Here is a 14,611-nt window from a genome sequence, read left to right as displayed (position 1 = left end):
TGGCCGGCGTGGGCATCGAGCCGCCGTCAGTGACGATCTGGAGTTCGGAGCTTTCGTGGCCCGACAGGTCCATCACGATCGACTCGTCGATCACCATGTCATCGGCGTCGGGCAGGAGCTCTTCCAGATCATCGAGGCGCGCCATCAGTTCGTCGAGCCGCTCGGCAGGGATGGCGGCCGCCTTCGCGGTGAACGCCGCAGCCAACGAGTCGTTGAGCGACTGGATGTGCTCGTCCTGCTTTTCCGGCAGCAGCCCGGCCTCGGCCATGCCCGCGCGCAACGTTTTCAAGAGCGGCGGCAGGCGGCGGATCACGTCGGCCCGCTCTTCGCGCGAAACCTTGGCGCCCGCAGACCAGATCAGGTCCGCGGCAGCACGCTTCATGACTTTGGTGGTTTCGCTGCCAGCTCCTGCCTTGAGCGCCGTCGTGGCCAGCACATCGGCCCAGACCTGGAACAAGAAGATGCGCACGCCTTCTTGGACCGGCATTTGGTCGAGCATCTTGCGCAACTCAATGGTGTACTGAATTGCCAGCGTCTCACGCTGTTCGACCTGCTGTGCCAGCGACACGCCCTTGCGCGTGGCCGCGTTCTCGTTGCTGAAATAGTGCTCCAGGAAACGCTCGAACTCGGTCAGCACGGTCTGAAACACGCGCCGCCCGGTGTCGGGATAAGCCTCCACCACCTGGACCACGCGCTTGATCTCCTTGTCGAGGGCGTCGCCGACTGCGCGCGCGCTCACATCGAAGCCCATGACACACGCCCCCATGCGGTCGATCAGGTTGCGGGCCGGATGGTCGGTGGTCGCAAAAAAATCGGGTTCGCTGACCGCGACCCGCAGCACCGGCATCTGCAGCCGCGCGAACCACACGCGCACCTGGGCGGGAATCTTCTCTTCCATCAGGATGCTCTGAAACAGCAGGGCGACGATCTCGATGGTGGCGCGCTCGACCGGCGTGGTCGCTGCCTGCTTGAGCACGGCCTTGCGCTGCCTCATCTCCTGCAGCAGCGCCGGCGTACTGATCTGGCCGCCGCTGCTTTGCTGCGTCGCCGCGCCGAGCTGGCGCTGGATGCCGGCCTGCGCGTCGGCGATCGCCTGCTTCAGGCCAGGGGAGCTCTGAGGCGCCGTGGTGTCCGCGAACTGAGGGACCTGCCGACCGACGAGCTTGTTGAGCCTGCCGAGCACGGCTTCCGCATGGCCAACGCCGCGCGGCAGATTGGTCATGCGCGTCATCAACCGCGTTTCTTCGCCGACTTCGCTGCTACCACTGCTGCCGATGCCGCCACTTCCTCCGAAACCGCCCTCGTGTTTGCCACCGCTGCCAGTGCCGCGCCGGCCTCGTGATCGCTCTTCGGCCATGTCGCCGAATCCCGTGGTCACCGGCGTTCCCGACGGGCTCACGCCGCGCGAGCGGCGAATGTAGGGTCGCAGATCGATCTCAGGGCGCACGCCCTCGCTCATCAACCAACGGTTGGTTTCGTGATAAGCCTCTTCGATCAACTCGCCGAAACTTGTTTGCAGGACCTGTTGCACCGTTACCCAATGATCGAGCGGCAACCCCGCCCCACACCAGGTGTCGACGACCGTGCGAGCCACCACGTGCGGGCGAAGGATGTCGGCCCCGTCGAGTTCCTCGCGCCGCTCCAGGCTCGACAAGCGCGCCCGCAGGTCGGTGAACTCCCAGGACGCCTTGTCCATCATCGCAAGCGCGAGCCGCGAACTGAGGATCTCGATTTCTATGGTGTCGTCATCGACCAGCGCCATCGGCGGCATGTCGCCGCTTGCACCGCCGTATTGCGCGCCAGCGCCCGTGCGTGCGGCGAGCGGCAAGGTGGGCCCCGTCGAGAGCCGGTCGATCAGCGTTTGCTGCCAATGCGCCGCCGGGCGCACCAGATCCATGGCCACGTTCATGCGCTTGTGCGCGGTGGGCGGATCCGCCTTCTCGTTGGCCAGGCGGTGAGCGCCGTTCAACACCGTCTGCACGGTGGCCGGCACTCCGAGCAGCAGCGCTTCCACGTACACCCGCCGGGCCTGAGCGGCAAGCGCGGACGGGTTGGCTGCGGTGGCCATTGGTGGCGTACAGGCTGGCGAATGGTGAAGGCGCTTGAACTCTACACCACGGCTCCGACGTTGGGATCGTCCGGATCGTCACCGCCACCCGGCTTGCCAGCGCCCGCGCGCATGAGATCTTCTCGCTTGACGCCCAGCCACATGGCGATTGCCGCAGCCACGAACACCGACGAGTAAATGCCGAACAGGATCCCGATCGTGAGCGCCAGCGCGAAGTAGTGCAGCGTGGCGCCGCCGAAGATCAGCATCGACAGCACCATCATCTGCGTGGAACCGTGCGTGATGATGGTGCGGCTGATCGTCGAGGTGATCGCGTGATCGATCACCTGTTGCGTGTTCATCTTGCGATAGCGCCGGAACGCTTCGCGGATGCGGTCGAAGATGACCACCGACTCGTTGACCGAATAGCCCAGCACCGCCAGCACAGCCGCCAGCACAGCCAGCGAAAACTCCCACTGAAAAAAGGCGAAGAAGCCCAGGATGATGACGACGTCGTGCAGGTTGGCGACGATGGCCGCGACCGCGAACTTCCATTCGAATCGGAAAGCCAAGTAGATCATGATGCCGACCACCACGAAGCCGAGCGCCATCGCGCCATCGACGGCCAGTTCCCTGCCGACCTGCGGTCCGACGAATTCGCTGCGTTGCAGACGCACCGGCTCGGCAGCGGCGTCTCCCGCGGCATCGGCGCTGCAGACCTGCTGGCTGATCTGTTCGCCGCGCTCGGTGACGGTCTCGCGTTGCATGACCTTGCCCGCTTCGGCAGCGCACAGCGCACCGAACACGCGACCCACCACCTCGTTCTGCTCGATGTCGTCGCGAAGCGGCAGGCGGACCAGCAGGTCGCGCGAAGTGCCGAAAGTCTGCACCTGCACTTCGCCGAAACCCAACGCCTCGACGGTCTCGCGCACCTGGGCCACGTCGACCGATTGCGCGTACTGGGCCTCGATGACCGTGCCGCCGGTGAACTCGATCGAAAGGTGGAGGCCGCGCGTGACCAGGAAAAACACCGCGGCAGCAAAGGTCAGGAAAGACACGACGTTGAAGATAAACGCGTGCTTCATGAACGGGATGTCGCGCTTGATGCGGAAAAACTCCATCGGGCTTCTTTCGGTTCAATGCAGATCGTGACAGCCAGACCCGCGATGCACTCCCGCAGGGCAGGAACGCAATTGGAGGTCGGGCTCGCTCAGCCCGGCGTGGCCGGCGCTCGATCGGCGTCCGGCCGCCACACCGTGCCGATCGACACGCTCTTCAGCTTCTTCTGGCGCCCGTACCAAAGATTGACCAGCCCGCGGGAGAACAGCACCGCCGAGAACATCGAGGTCAGGATGCCCAGGCAATGAACGACAGCAAAGCCGCGCACCGGCCCCGAACCGAAAGCAAGCAGGGCAACGCCGGCAATCAACGTGGTGATGTTGGAGTCGAGGATGGTGCCCCAGGCGCGTTCGTAGCCGGTGTGGATGGCCGTCTGCGGCGAGGCGCCGGTCCGCAATTCCTCGCGCACACGCTCGTTGATCAACACGTTGGCGTCGATGGCCATGCCCAGGGTCAGGGCGATGGCAGCGATACCCGGCAGCGTGAGCGTGGCCTGCAGCATCGACAGCAACGCCATCAGCAGCAGCAAGTTGACCGACAACGCGATGGTCGAGAACACGCCGAACAGCATGTAGTAGGCGCACATGAACGCGGCGATCGCGGCGAAGCCGTAGATCACGCTGTCGAACCCCTTGGCGATGTTTTCCGCACCCAGGCTCGGGCCGATGGTGCGCTCCTCGATGATCTCCATCGGCGCCGCAAGCGAGCCCGCGCGCAGCAGAAGCGCCTGGTCGTTGGCTTCCTGCGTGGTCAGTTGACCCGAGATCTGGAAGCGAGCGCCGAGTTCGCTGCGGATCACCGGCGCGGTGATGACCTCGCCGCGCCCTTTCTCGAAGAGCAGGATGGCCATGCGCTTGCCGACGTTCTCGCGCGAGACGTCGCGCATGATGCGCGCGCCTTTGGCATCGACCGTCAGGTTGATCACCGGCTCCTGGGTCTGGCCGTCGAAGCCGGCCTGCGCATCGGTAAGGTTCTCGCCGGTCAGCACCACCTGGCGCTTCACAATCAGCGGTGCGCCGCCGCGCTCCACAAAGCGTTCGGTGCCGAACGGCACTGGCCCGGAGCCTGCCGCCGCGGCTTGGGCTTGCGCGCTGTCGTCGACCAGGCGCAACTCCAGGGTCGCTGTGCGGCCGATGATGTCCTTGGCCTTGGCCGTGTCCTGCACGCCGGGCAACTGCACCACCACACGGTCCATGCCCTGCTGCTGGATCACCGGCTCGGCCACGCCGAGCTCGTTGATGCGGTTGTGCAGGGTGGTGATGTTCTGCTTGAGCGCCTGGTCCTGCACCGCGCGCCCCGCCTCCGGCCTGAGGCTGGCGGTAAGAATGAAGTCCGAGCCCCGGGGCGACTCGCTCCACTGCAGTTCGGGCAGCGGCTCCGTGAGCACCGTGCGCGCCGCCTCCAGGGTGGCGGCGTCGCGCAAGCGGATCTCGATGGCATCGCCGTCGCGCGTGATGCCGGCGTGCCGGACGTTCTTGTCGCGCAGCAGCACGCGAATATCGCCGGTCAACGCCTCGGCGCGCTTGGTCAAAGCCGCCTGCATGTCGACCTGCATCAGGAAATGAACGCCGCCGCGCAAATCGAGCCCCAGGTACATGGGCAGGGCATGCAACGCGGTCAGCCAGTCCGGCGAGCGGCTGACCAGGTTGAGAGCGACCACGTAGCCGGGGTCGTTGGGATCGGGATTGAGCGCTGCGGCAATCGCATCGCGGGCCGTAAGCTGGGTATCGGTGTCCTGGAAGCGCGCCCGTACCGAGCCGCCCTCGAACTGCACGAAGTCGGCTTGCAGACCTGCAGCCTGCAAAGCCTGCTCGACGCGCGACACCAAGGCGTTGTCGATCTTGAGCGTCGCCCTGCCACTCGAGATCTGTACGGCCGGTGCCTCACCAAAAAAATTGGGCAGCGTGTAGACCAGCCCAACCACCATCGCGATCGCCAGGATCGCGTATTTCCACCACGGATAGCGGTTCATCGAAACATCCTTGGGGCCTGAGGCCCTGACTGCAGCGCGTCACCCTCACGCCTCGCTTGCGAGAAGGCTTGACGCGCGTCGCCGCGCTTACCTGAAGGTGCCTTTCGGCAGCACCTGTACCACCGAAGTGCGCTGCACCTGCAACTCGACGCCGGTGGCCACTTCCACATGCAAGTAGCTGTCGCCCATGCGCGAGACCTTGCCGAGCACGCCACCCACGGTGACCACCTCGTCTCCCTTGGCGATTGCCTCGATCATGGCCTTGTGTTCCTTCTGGCGCTTCATCTGCGGGCGGATCATCACGAAATACAGCACCACGAACATCAGCACCAGCGGCAACATCGTGATCAGGGTGGATTCGCCACCTGCCGGAGCGGCCGGAGCGGCCTGTGCAAAAGCTTCGGAAATAAACACGTTTCGTCCTCGGATTCGTTACGCTGGAAAGCGACGCACATTGTAGTGCGCGGCCTGTGGACGCCGATTGGAGCGCGTGCGGGCGAGGAGGTTCGGCCGCTGCGTCGCGAACCACAAAAATGCGGCTCAGCAGGTGTGCCCGATCGCACCGGCACAGGAGCGCAGGCGTCTGGGAAAGCATCGAGGCGGGCAGTCCTGCTGCTACACTCTCGCCCCTTGGCTCGGTAGCTCAGTCGGTAGAGCAGCGGATTGAAAATCCGCGTGTCGGTGGTTCGATTCCGCCCCGAGCCACCATTCAAAATCAACGGCTTGCACGCGTTCCTGCGCTGCAAGCCGTTGAGCTTTGTGTCGTTCCAGTTCCTGTGTAATCGCGCCGGAAAAACTGGCGCAGTTGCCGCTGACCCGAGCGGCGCCGAGGGCAACGGATGAAGGTCGGCGACAAAGTCCTGCCTACTGCGAGCGATGCAAGTCCAGCACCGAGCACGAGGGTCCGGGTCTAGGCCAGCGGCAGCGGCGACGCGGCGAAACGGCTTGCACGTCCACGGTGTGCCCTGTTTTCGCGCCTGGCGACGGGAATAGCCACGGTGTGCCGGGTTGCAGCGCGGCCGCGTAGGACGCCAGAAACTCGGCAAGGGGCTCGGTGATCGGCTGTTCGCGTGCGCCGGCCTTCGCCTTCGGAATGAAGACGACGCGGCGCTGAAGGTCTAAGCCCGGCGTTCGGCTGCGGCAAGCGCGTCGCGGTGCCGCATGGCGGCCGGGTGTTTGCTTGTCGGCAATGCAACCGCCTGGCCTACCGATGCCAGCGTGGAGCTGACGACGACCGTGCAGCCCGTCGGGCCGACACGATCCGGCGGCGGCTGGGCTGGACTCCATGCTCTCCGAGCGCGACAAGCTCAACAACGACATCCAGGCCATCTCGATTCGCAGACCGAAGCGTGGGGCGTGAAGGTCGCCAACGTCGAGCTCAAGCACATCGATCTCGGCGAGAACATGGTGCGCGTGATGGCCCGCCAGGCCGAGGCCGAGCGCGAGCGGCGCCAAGGTCATCAACGCCGAAGGCGAGGAGCAGGCCGCGCGCAAGCTGCTCGAGGCCGCGCAGGTGCTGGCGCAGCAGCCCGAGGCGTTGCAGTTGCGCTACCTGAGCACGCTGGCCACCATCGGCCAGCAGAACAACCCGACGATCGGTGTTCCCGTTCCCCACGGAATTTGGCGCACTGCTGCGAGACTTCGCAGATCGGGCGCGCGCGTGACGCGCGCTGTCACCGTCAGCGCCCACCGTACGTCGTCGCTGCCGGACCATCGCAGGCGGCGGTTCTCAGGGGTCTGACGGCGCCGGGTTGCGATGCGGGCGATCCCGTGGCCCTCGATCGGGGGGCACACCGTCACGCCGCGGCGCAAGCCAGCAACTGGCGGCGTGCGCGGTGAAGGCGCACATGCAGGTTGTCCTCGCTGATGTCGAGCGTGCGGCAGACCTCGTCGCTGCCCCGGTCGTGCACCAGGCGCAGCTGCACGGCATGGCGCAGGGTTGCCGGCAGGCCGTCGATGCGTGCCAGCGTGTGCGCCAGCCGTTCGCGCTGCTCAGCCCGCTCGTCGGGCCGGCAGCGCGGGCAGACCGGCTCGTCGGCGGCTTCGTCGTCGGCCATGGCGTCGAGGCTGTCGGTGCCGCTGCGCGTGCGGATCAGATCGACGATCTTGTGGCGCAGGATGCCGACCAGCCAGGAGCGCGGCGCGGCGCGGCCGCCGAAGCGCGCGCGGCCGCACAGCACGGCGACGAACACGTCGTGCACCGCGTCCTCGGCCAGCGAGGGATCCTGCAGGCGCGAGCGCGCGTAGCGCAGCAGGTAGCTGCGGTGCGTCAGCATCTCCTGCCAGCCGAGTGTCGGCTGCGTGGCGGCGGCGCCCTGTGGGGCATCGAGGCTCGTTCTCATCGGCGCTTCCTTGCGTTGAACACACCGGGCGACTGTGGCGGGCACAGGTCCCGGCAGCCTCACGCCACCTCACAGGAAGCTCACATCGCGCTGTCGACGGCGTGTGCGGGATGGCCGCACGACCGCACAATCGCCGTAAGCAATTCGCGCCGATCCCGACCCTGATGCCATGACGGCCAGACTTCTCGTTGCCGAAGACCAGGCGGATATCCGCGACCTCATCGAGCTCAACCTGCGCCAGGCCGGCTATCAGGTCACCGCGGTGGGCGACGGGGCGGCCGCCCTGGCCAGCGAAATCGAGCGCGCCAGCGACCTGTTGATCCTCGACCCGCATGATGCCGGGCCTGGACGGCCTGGAGCTGTGCAAGACGCTGCGCGCTCGCGGCCACGGCACGCCGATCCTGATGCTGACGGCCAAATCCACCGAGCTCGACCGCGTGCTCGGGCTGGAGCTGGGCGCCGACGACTACCTGACCAAGCCGTTTTCGCTGGCCGAGCTGCTGGCTCGCGTGAAGGCGCTGCTGCGCCGCGCCGATCTGCTGCGTGCGGCCCAGGCCAGCGACCCCGCCCTGCCCTCGACACTGCGCAACGGCGAGCTGGAGATCGTGCCGGCCAAGCGCCAGGTGCGTTGCCGCGGCGCGGTGCTCGACTTCACGGCGCTGGAGTTCGACTTGCTGCTGCATTTCGCCCGGCACCCCGGTCACGTGTTCTCGCGCGCCCAGTTGCTCGATGCCGTCTGGGGCTACAGCCACGAAGGCTACGAGCACACCGTCACGACCCACATCAACCGGCTGCGCGCCAAGATCGAGGCCGACGCTATGCACCCGCAGCTCGTCCTCACGGTGCGCGGCGCCGGCTACAAGATGCGCGAAGCGCCGGGCGCGGGATGACGACCCCAACGCAGCCGCGACGCCGGCCCCGATGGAGACACGGGGCAAGGGCCGAGCCGACATGACGGTGCGCTTCAAGCTGGCGCTGACGATCTTCGTCACCGGCGCCTTGACGGCGCTGGGCGTGATCGCCACCGTGCTGATCGCCTTCGAGCGCTTCGAGCACGAGACCGCCTACCGGCGCGGCGACGCCTTCCTGGGTCGCGTGGCGGGGATGTACCACGACCTCACCGAGCGCCAGGCGAGCGATCCGGTCGAGTTCGAGGCCTTCCTGCGCCAGCTGCTGCTGTTCGAACCCGAGACCCAGCTGTACCTGCTCGATGCGAGTGGCCTGGTGCTGGCATCCACCGCGCACACGCCGCTGCCGCGAGGCTTCAAGGTGGCGCTGGCGCCGGTAATGAAGGCCATCTCGCAGACGCGGCCCCCCTATGTGATGGGCGACGACCCACAGCGCATGGACAGTGCCGCGGTGATCGCCGCCCGGCCGGTGAGCCGTGCCGACAGCGCTCGCGGCGCAGCCCCGGCCGGCTACCTTTACCTCGTGGTGCACCGCGACGCCCTGCCCGAGGGCCGGCTGGCGGCATGGGGCGACACGCTGGCGCAGCCGGCGCTGATCGCCATCGTCGGCGTGGTGGCACTGGCCACTCTGCTGGCCGCCTGGATCATCGCCGTGGTCACGCGGCCGCTGCACCAGCTCGGCGCGGCGGTGGACGCGGTTTCGCGCGAAGGTCTGGGCGCCCCTTCGCCCGACAGCGAGGCGCTGCTGCTCGCACCCGCCAGGGTGAACGACGAGTTCGGCCAGCTCGCGCGCGGCTTCGGCGCCATGGTGCAACGGCTGCGCTCGCAGTGGGAGACGCTGCGCCGGCTGGACCACTTCCGCCGCGAAGGCGTCAGCAACCTGTCGCACGACCTGCGCTCGCCGCTCACCGCGACCACCACCTGCCTCGAGACGCTGGAGGCGCGCTGGGGCGGCGACACGGCGCGGACCGAAGACGGCCGACTGCTCCAGGTCGCGCTGCGCAACACGCGCAACGCGGCGCGGCTGGTGCAGTCGCTGGGCGAGCTGGCCCAGCTCGACGAGCCCGAGTTCAAGCTGCGCACCGAAGTGATCAACGTCGCTGAACTGCTCGACGACATCTCGCTGCGCTTCGCCCCGCGCGCCGGCGAGCGGGGCGTGCGACTGCAGACCCAGCCGCCCTCGGCCACTCCGGCGCCGGTGGTCGAACTCGACGTCGCCCTGTTCGAGCGCGCCGTGGCCAATCTGGTCGACAACGCGCTGAAGTTCAGCGGCGCGGGCAGCCTCGTCACGCTGGCCGCGAGCAAGCGCGAAGGCGCTGTGGCAGTCAGCGTCACCGACACCGGGCCGGGCATCGCGGCCGACGAGGTGCCGCACCTGTTCGACCGCTTCTACCAGAGCCGCCGCAGCGTCGCCCCCGCCACGGGCGAGGGCGGCCGTGGGCTGGGCCTGGCGATCGTCAAGCGCATCGCCGAGCTGCATGGCGGCAGCGTGCGCGTGGTCAGCAGCGTCGGCGCAGGCACCCAGGTGACGATCCTGCTGCCGGCGACGTGAGCGTCTCCCGCAGGTGAACTCTTGCGATCCTGAGCCCGCCATCCATGAACCGTTCGCGAATGCCGCGTTCGCCGCGCTACCGCCCGATCGAAGACTACGCGCTGATCGGCGACTGCCACGGATCGGCGCTCGTCGCCAGCGACGGCAGCATCGACTGGGCGACCTTGCACCGCTTCGATGCCGACCCGGTGTTGTGCCGCTTGCTCGATGCCGACCGTGGCGGCTTCTGGTCGATCCGGCCGCGCGGCGACGGGTCGAGCACGCGCGCCTACCTGCCCGGCACCAACATGCTGCGCACGGTGTTCAGCACGGATTCTGGCAAGGTCGCCGTCACGGATTTCATGCCGGTCGGCCGGCGGCTCGACGCCGGCGTCAACGACTACGTGCACCTGAATGCCCCGGCCTGGATCGTGCGGCGCGTCGAGGGCCTGCAGGGCGTGGTCGACATGGAGACGGCGTATCGGCCGTCGCAGGAGTTCGCGCGTGTACCGGCGCAACTCGCGGCCCGTGAGGGCGCCTTGCGCGCCGGCCCGGAAATGCCCGCCTTGTTCGGCGAGCTCGAGTTCGAGATCGAAGGCGATCTGGCGACGGCTGTGCTGCGGGTGGCCGAAGGCGAGCGACGCGACTTCGTGCTCGCCGGCAATGCCGTGGCGGGCGAGTCCCCCTGCAGCCGCGTCGATGAGTTCTTCGCGGCGACGAGGGCATTCTGGGAAGAGTGGATCGGCTATTGCCGCTATCGCGGGCCCTTCGCGGACACGGTCCAACGCAGCGCGCTCACCCTCAAGCTGCTGACCTACGCGCCCAGCGGGGCGATCGTTGCGGCGCCGACCACTTCGCTGCCCGAAACGATCGGCGGCGAACGCAACTGGGACTACCGCTTCTGCTGGGTGCGCGACTCGTCGTTCGCGCTCTACGCGCTTGCCGTGCTCGGCTACAGCGGCGAGGCGAAATGCTTCCACGAGTTCCTGCTGCGCACCATCGCGCGCTCGCTGCCCGAGGTGCGCCCGATGTACGGCGTGGACGGCACGATGAAGCTCGACGAAGCGACGCAGGGTCACCTCGAAGGCTACAAGGCGAGCGCCCCCGTGCGCATCAGCAACGGCGCCTACCTGCAGCAGCAGATCGACAGCTACGGCCAGATGCTCGACCTCTCGCTGATGTACGAAGCCCTCGGCGGCAAGCTCGACGAACAGTACCGGCGCCTGCTGGCGGCCGTGGCGAAGTTCATCGCCGCGCATTGGCGCGAGCCCGATCAGGGCCTGTGGGAGATGCGCGGCCCGGCCCGCCATCACGTGCACGGAAAGCTGATGAGCTGGGTCGGCCTGAACCGTGCCGGCAAGCTGCTCGATGCCGGCTGGGAGAGCGAAGCGCAAAAGGTGGCCGACGAGATTCTCGAGCGGGGTGTGTGCGCCCCCGGCGGCGCGCTGTGCCAGGCCTACGACGGCGGCACCGATGCCGCGGTGCTGCTGGCGCCGATGCTCGGCTTCGTGTTGCCGCGGACCAGGCTCGAGGCGACGATCGACCACGTTCGCCGCACCCTCGGCCGCGGCGACTTTCTGGCGCGCTATGTGGGAGAAGACGGCCTCCAAGGCGAAGAAGGGGCCTTTCTCGTTTGCACCTCGTGGCTGATCGATGCCGAACTTTCCGCGGGCCGCATCGATCAAGCGCGTGCTTGCCTCGAGCGCCTCGTGGCTTGCGCGAACGACGTCGGCCTGTACGCCGAAGCACTCGACCCGTCGAGCCACGCGTTCCTCGGCAACCACCCGCAAGCGTTGACGCACTTGGGCGTCATCGGCAATGTCGTCAACCTGCAACTGGCCGAACGTCGCGGGGCGGACGCGCTGAAGGGCTCCTACGCCGACCGAGCCCGCCGGGCCGTGACCGCGACCTTCGGCTGGCGCGGCGTGCTCGCCGCCATGACGCAGTCTCGCCGGATGGGCCGGTTGATTTCCTCCAAGCGATCGAAGCTGGCTTGGCCCTAGGGCCACACGCAACCAGGAGGGTTTTGGAGCATGAAACGACGGCGTTCTCCTTGAGAGCGAACCCGGCAGGTTTCACATTCCTTCCGACAGCAGCGGCGGCTGGGTCAGATCGGCGTCGACGTTCATCAGCACGCTGGCCAGCTCGAGCGTGCGCCATAGCGGTGCCGGCATCTGCATGATTGCTTCCGGGGTTTTGGCATGCGCGATCCAGGCTCCGATCTGGGAATGCTGGGCGGACGTCAGCAGCTTTCGACTCAACATCTCGTTCAGTGTTTGCACACGCGGCCTTTGCTTGTTCGACGGGTAATGCGCTACCCCCGTTTGCCGGATCGTATCCGCCTCGAGGCAGGCCGAGCGTCTAGAACGGCCGGTCACGGGCTGTGCTTCCTTGATCTCACCTGTCGAACAACAACGGCCCCGTCACCGGCACGCCCACACCCTTCTTGCCGCGGCTCAAGTCCACGCCGAGCTGTTTCAACTTGCGGTAGAGGTGCGTGCGTTCCAGCCCGGTTTTCTCGGCCACGCGGGTCATGCTGCCGTTCTCGCGCGCGAGATGGAATTCGAAATACGCTTTCTCGAACGCATCGCGCGCTTCGCGCAACGGCCGGTCGAGCTCGAAGCTTTGTTCCGGCTGAAGGCCGAGGGCGACCGGTGGCGCAAACGCGCCCGGCGCAACAAGCGGGGCCGGCTCGACGACGTCACCGTCGTGCTCGCTGGCGTGCAGCGGCACCGGGGCCGCCGGGGCAAGCCGCGCCTGCGGTTTGGCGAGGCCCTGCTCGACCGCGCGCAACAATTTCTGCAACGTGATCGGCTTTTCCAGGAAGGCCATTGCGCCGAACTTGATGGCCTCGACCGCGGTGTCGATCGTGCCGTGCCCCGACATCATGATCACCGGCATCGACAGCGCGCCCGAGGCACCCCACTCCTTGAGGAGCGTCACGCCGTCGACGTCGGGCATCCAGATGTCGAGCAGCACCAGATCAGGCCGCGCGCGCTCACGAGCGGCGCGGGCCTGAGCGGCGTTCTCGGCCACCTCGACGCTGTGGCCTTCGTCACCCAGGATGTCCGAGAGCAATGCGCGGATGCCGAGTTCGTCGTCAACTACAAGAATCGTGGCCATGAAGTCTCAGTGGGAGGCAACCGCCGTCTCGGCGGGTCTGCCGGCCTCGCCCTGGCGGGAAAGGATTTTGGAAAATGATAGCGAAACTTGCGCGCCGCCGGCCGTTCCTGCGCCGCCGTCGGCCGCAGGCAGGCCGGGAAGATTGAACAATCGCACCCGCGCCGCATGCTCATCGGCAATTTTCTTGACGACCGCCAAGCCCAGGCCGGTGCCTTTGGTCTTGGTCGTCACATAAGGCTCGAACGCTCGCTTGAGCACGCGTTCGCTGAAGCCCGGCCCATTGTCGGTGACGATCAGGCGCACCGCGCGCCAGCCCTCCTTTTCACCTTGCACGCCCTGCACGCCGGCAACCGAATGCACCCCTTCCGTGCGCAGCTGCACCCGGCCGCCGGGCTGCTCTGCCACCGCGTCGAGCGCGTTCTGGGTCAGGTTGTGGATCACCTGGCGCAACTGGGTCGCGTCGCCCTCGATGAGCGGCAGCGCCTCGGCCAGCTCGACGTGCAGCCGGCCGGTCTCCTGCGCTTGCGCATACAGGCCGAGCACCTCGCCGACCAGGGCATTGAGGTCGAGCGGCGCCAGTTGTGCGGCCGGCAGGCGGGCGTAGTCGCGGAACTCGTTGACCAGCTGTTTCATCGCCTGCACCTGGGTGACGATGGTGGCGACCGACTTGACGAGCACCGCCTCGTCCGGCCCGTCGAGCTTGGCGGCCAGCTTGTGCTGCAGCCGCTCGGCGGAGAGCTGGATCGGCGTGAGCGGGTTCTTGATCTCGTGCGCCAGGCGCCGGGCCACCTCGCCCCAGGCCTCGGCGCGCTGGGCCGAGACCAGCTCGGTGATGTCGTCGAAGACGGTCAGCCGCGCCGCGCCGGGCAGTTGCGCGCCGCGCACCAGCAGCGTCACCGCATCGCGATCGGGCACGGTGCTCTTGAGTTCGAACGAGTCCTGCCACTGATCGCGCTCGCCGACTTCGGGGCCGACTTCGAGCTGCTCGAATCGCCGGGCGAGCATCGCATCGAAGCCTTCGAGGCCCGGCACCTCGGCCAGCCCGCGGCCGACGTAGGCCGACAAGGGCAGGCGCAGGATCCGCGTGGCGCCGGGATTGATGCTGTCGATGCGGCCGGCCGGGTCGAACACGATGACGCCGGCGCTCATGTTGTCGAGGATGGTCTGCAGCTTGGTGCGTGCCGCCTCCAGCTCGCTGACCGTGCGGTCGACCAGCTCGCGCGCGTCGGCGAGCTGCTGGGTCATCTGGGCGAACGAGCGCGTCAGGCCGCCGAGTTCGTCGCGCGAGGCGAACACCGCCTTCGGGCTGAGGTCGCCGCGCGCGACCTCGCGCACGCCGCCGGCCAACAGCAACAGCGGGCGGGCCAGGCGGTTGCCGAAGGTCACGGCGAGCAGGACGGCGCCGAACACCGCCAGGATCAGGGTGAGCGTCAGCGTGCCGATGTACATCTTGCGCAGACCCTCGCGGGCCAGCGAGCGCTGCTGATATTCGCGGTAGGCACTCTGCACCGCCAGTGCGTTGGCCGCGAGCTGGGCCGGCAGCAGCTGCGTGATCATCAGGTAGTTGTC

At 67.5% G+C, this 14,611-nt stretch carries 11 protein-coding genes, 1 tRNA gene and 1 pseudogene; 5 read left to right on the top strand and 8 right to left on the bottom strand.

The annotated features are described in order from the left end of the window. The 4 genes from H0W38_RS05275 to yajC all read right to left on the bottom strand — a co-directional run. A partial coding sequence (locus H0W38_RS05275; RefSeq protein WP_292451895.1) for a DUF1631 family protein occupies window positions 1-2,068 on the bottom strand: 2,068 nt, incomplete at its 3' end. A gap of 41 nt (window positions 2,069-2,109) precedes the next feature. Further along, window positions 2,110-3,168: a protein translocase subunit SecF gene (gene secF / locus H0W38_RS05270; RefSeq protein WP_292451893.1), complete on the bottom strand. Its 1,059-nt coding sequence runs from the start codon at window positions 3,166-3,168 to the stop codon at window positions 2,110-2,112. Window positions 3,169-3,257: 89 nt separating this feature from the next. Beyond that, window positions 3,258-5,138 (bottom strand): protein translocase subunit SecD, encoded by a 1,881-nt coding sequence (gene secD, locus H0W38_RS05265; RefSeq protein WP_292451891.1) that lies wholly within the window; start codon window positions 5,136-5,138, stop codon window positions 3,258-3,260. A gap of 87 nt (window positions 5,139-5,225) precedes the next feature. Beyond that, window positions 5,226-5,552 carry a preprotein translocase subunit YajC gene (gene yajC, locus H0W38_RS05260; RefSeq protein ID WP_292451889.1) on the bottom strand — a complete coding sequence of 109 codons (327 nt, stop codon included), beginning with the start codon at window positions 5,550-5,552 and terminating at the stop codon, window positions 5,226-5,228. A gap of 218 nt (window positions 5,553-5,770) precedes the next feature. Here yajC and H0W38_RS05255 point away from each other — a divergent pair. Both H0W38_RS05255 and H0W38_RS05250 read left to right on the top strand, forming a co-directional pair. Further along, a tRNA-Phe gene (locus H0W38_RS05255) sits at window positions 5,771-5,846 on the top strand. A 568-nt stretch (window positions 5,847-6,414) separates the two neighbouring features. Further along, window positions 6,415-6,802, top strand: a pseudogene (locus H0W38_RS05250) (SPFH domain-containing protein); the annotation flags it as partial. Between the two features lie 132 nt (window positions 6,803-6,934). Here H0W38_RS05250 and H0W38_RS05245 read toward each other — a convergent pair. Then, complete coding sequence (locus tag H0W38_RS05245) at window positions 6,935-7,480, bottom strand: sigma-70 family RNA polymerase sigma factor (RefSeq protein ID WP_292451887.1); 546 nt, start codon at window positions 7,478-7,480, stop codon at window positions 6,935-6,937. A 332-nt stretch (window positions 7,481-7,812) separates the two neighbouring features. Between H0W38_RS05245 and H0W38_RS05240 the strand changes: the two genes are divergently transcribed. From H0W38_RS05240 to H0W38_RS05230, 3 genes are read left to right on the top strand one after another with little or no spacing between them, the layout of a single operon-like run. Beyond that, complete coding sequence (locus H0W38_RS05240; RefSeq protein ID WP_292451884.1) at window positions 7,813-8,370, top strand: response regulator transcription factor; 558 nt, start codon at window positions 7,813-7,815, stop codon at window positions 8,368-8,370. 31 nt (window positions 8,371-8,401) lie between these two features. Then, window positions 8,402-9,940 carry a HAMP domain-containing sensor histidine kinase gene (locus H0W38_RS05235; protein WP_292451882.1) on the top strand — a complete coding sequence of 513 codons (1,539 nt, stop codon included), beginning with the start codon at window positions 8,402-8,404 and terminating at the stop codon, window positions 9,938-9,940. A gap of 44 nt (window positions 9,941-9,984) precedes the next feature. After that, window positions 9,985-11,922, top strand: coding sequence for a glycoside hydrolase family 15 protein (locus H0W38_RS05230; RefSeq protein WP_292451880.1), 1,938 nt, complete (start codon window positions 9,985-9,987; stop codon window positions 11,920-11,922). 72 nt (window positions 11,923-11,994) lie between these two features. Here the strand turns inward: H0W38_RS05230 and H0W38_RS05225 are convergent, their stop codons facing one another. The 3 genes from H0W38_RS05225 to H0W38_RS05215 all read right to left on the bottom strand — a co-directional run. Beyond that, the gene (locus tag H0W38_RS05225; RefSeq protein WP_292451878.1) at window positions 11,995-12,201 is read right to left on the bottom strand and encodes a hypothetical protein; all 207 of its coding nucleotides are present in this window, start codon (window positions 12,199-12,201) and stop codon (window positions 11,995-11,997) included. 115 nt (window positions 12,202-12,316) lie between these two features. Further along, window positions 12,317-13,042, bottom strand: coding sequence for a response regulator (locus H0W38_RS05220; protein WP_292451876.1), 726 nt, complete (start codon window positions 13,040-13,042; stop codon window positions 12,317-12,319). Window positions 13,043-13,048: 6 nt separating this feature from the next. Then, on the bottom strand, window positions 13,049-14,611 hold a 1,563-nt coding region (locus H0W38_RS05215; RefSeq protein ID WP_292451874.1), incomplete at its 5' end, for an ATP-binding protein.

The organism is Methylibium sp., from assembly GCF_013817365.1.
Classification (GTDB): Bacteria; Pseudomonadota; Gammaproteobacteria; order Burkholderiales; family Burkholderiaceae_C; genus Methylibium.
This window is presented reverse-complemented; position numbering and strand designations above follow the sequence as displayed.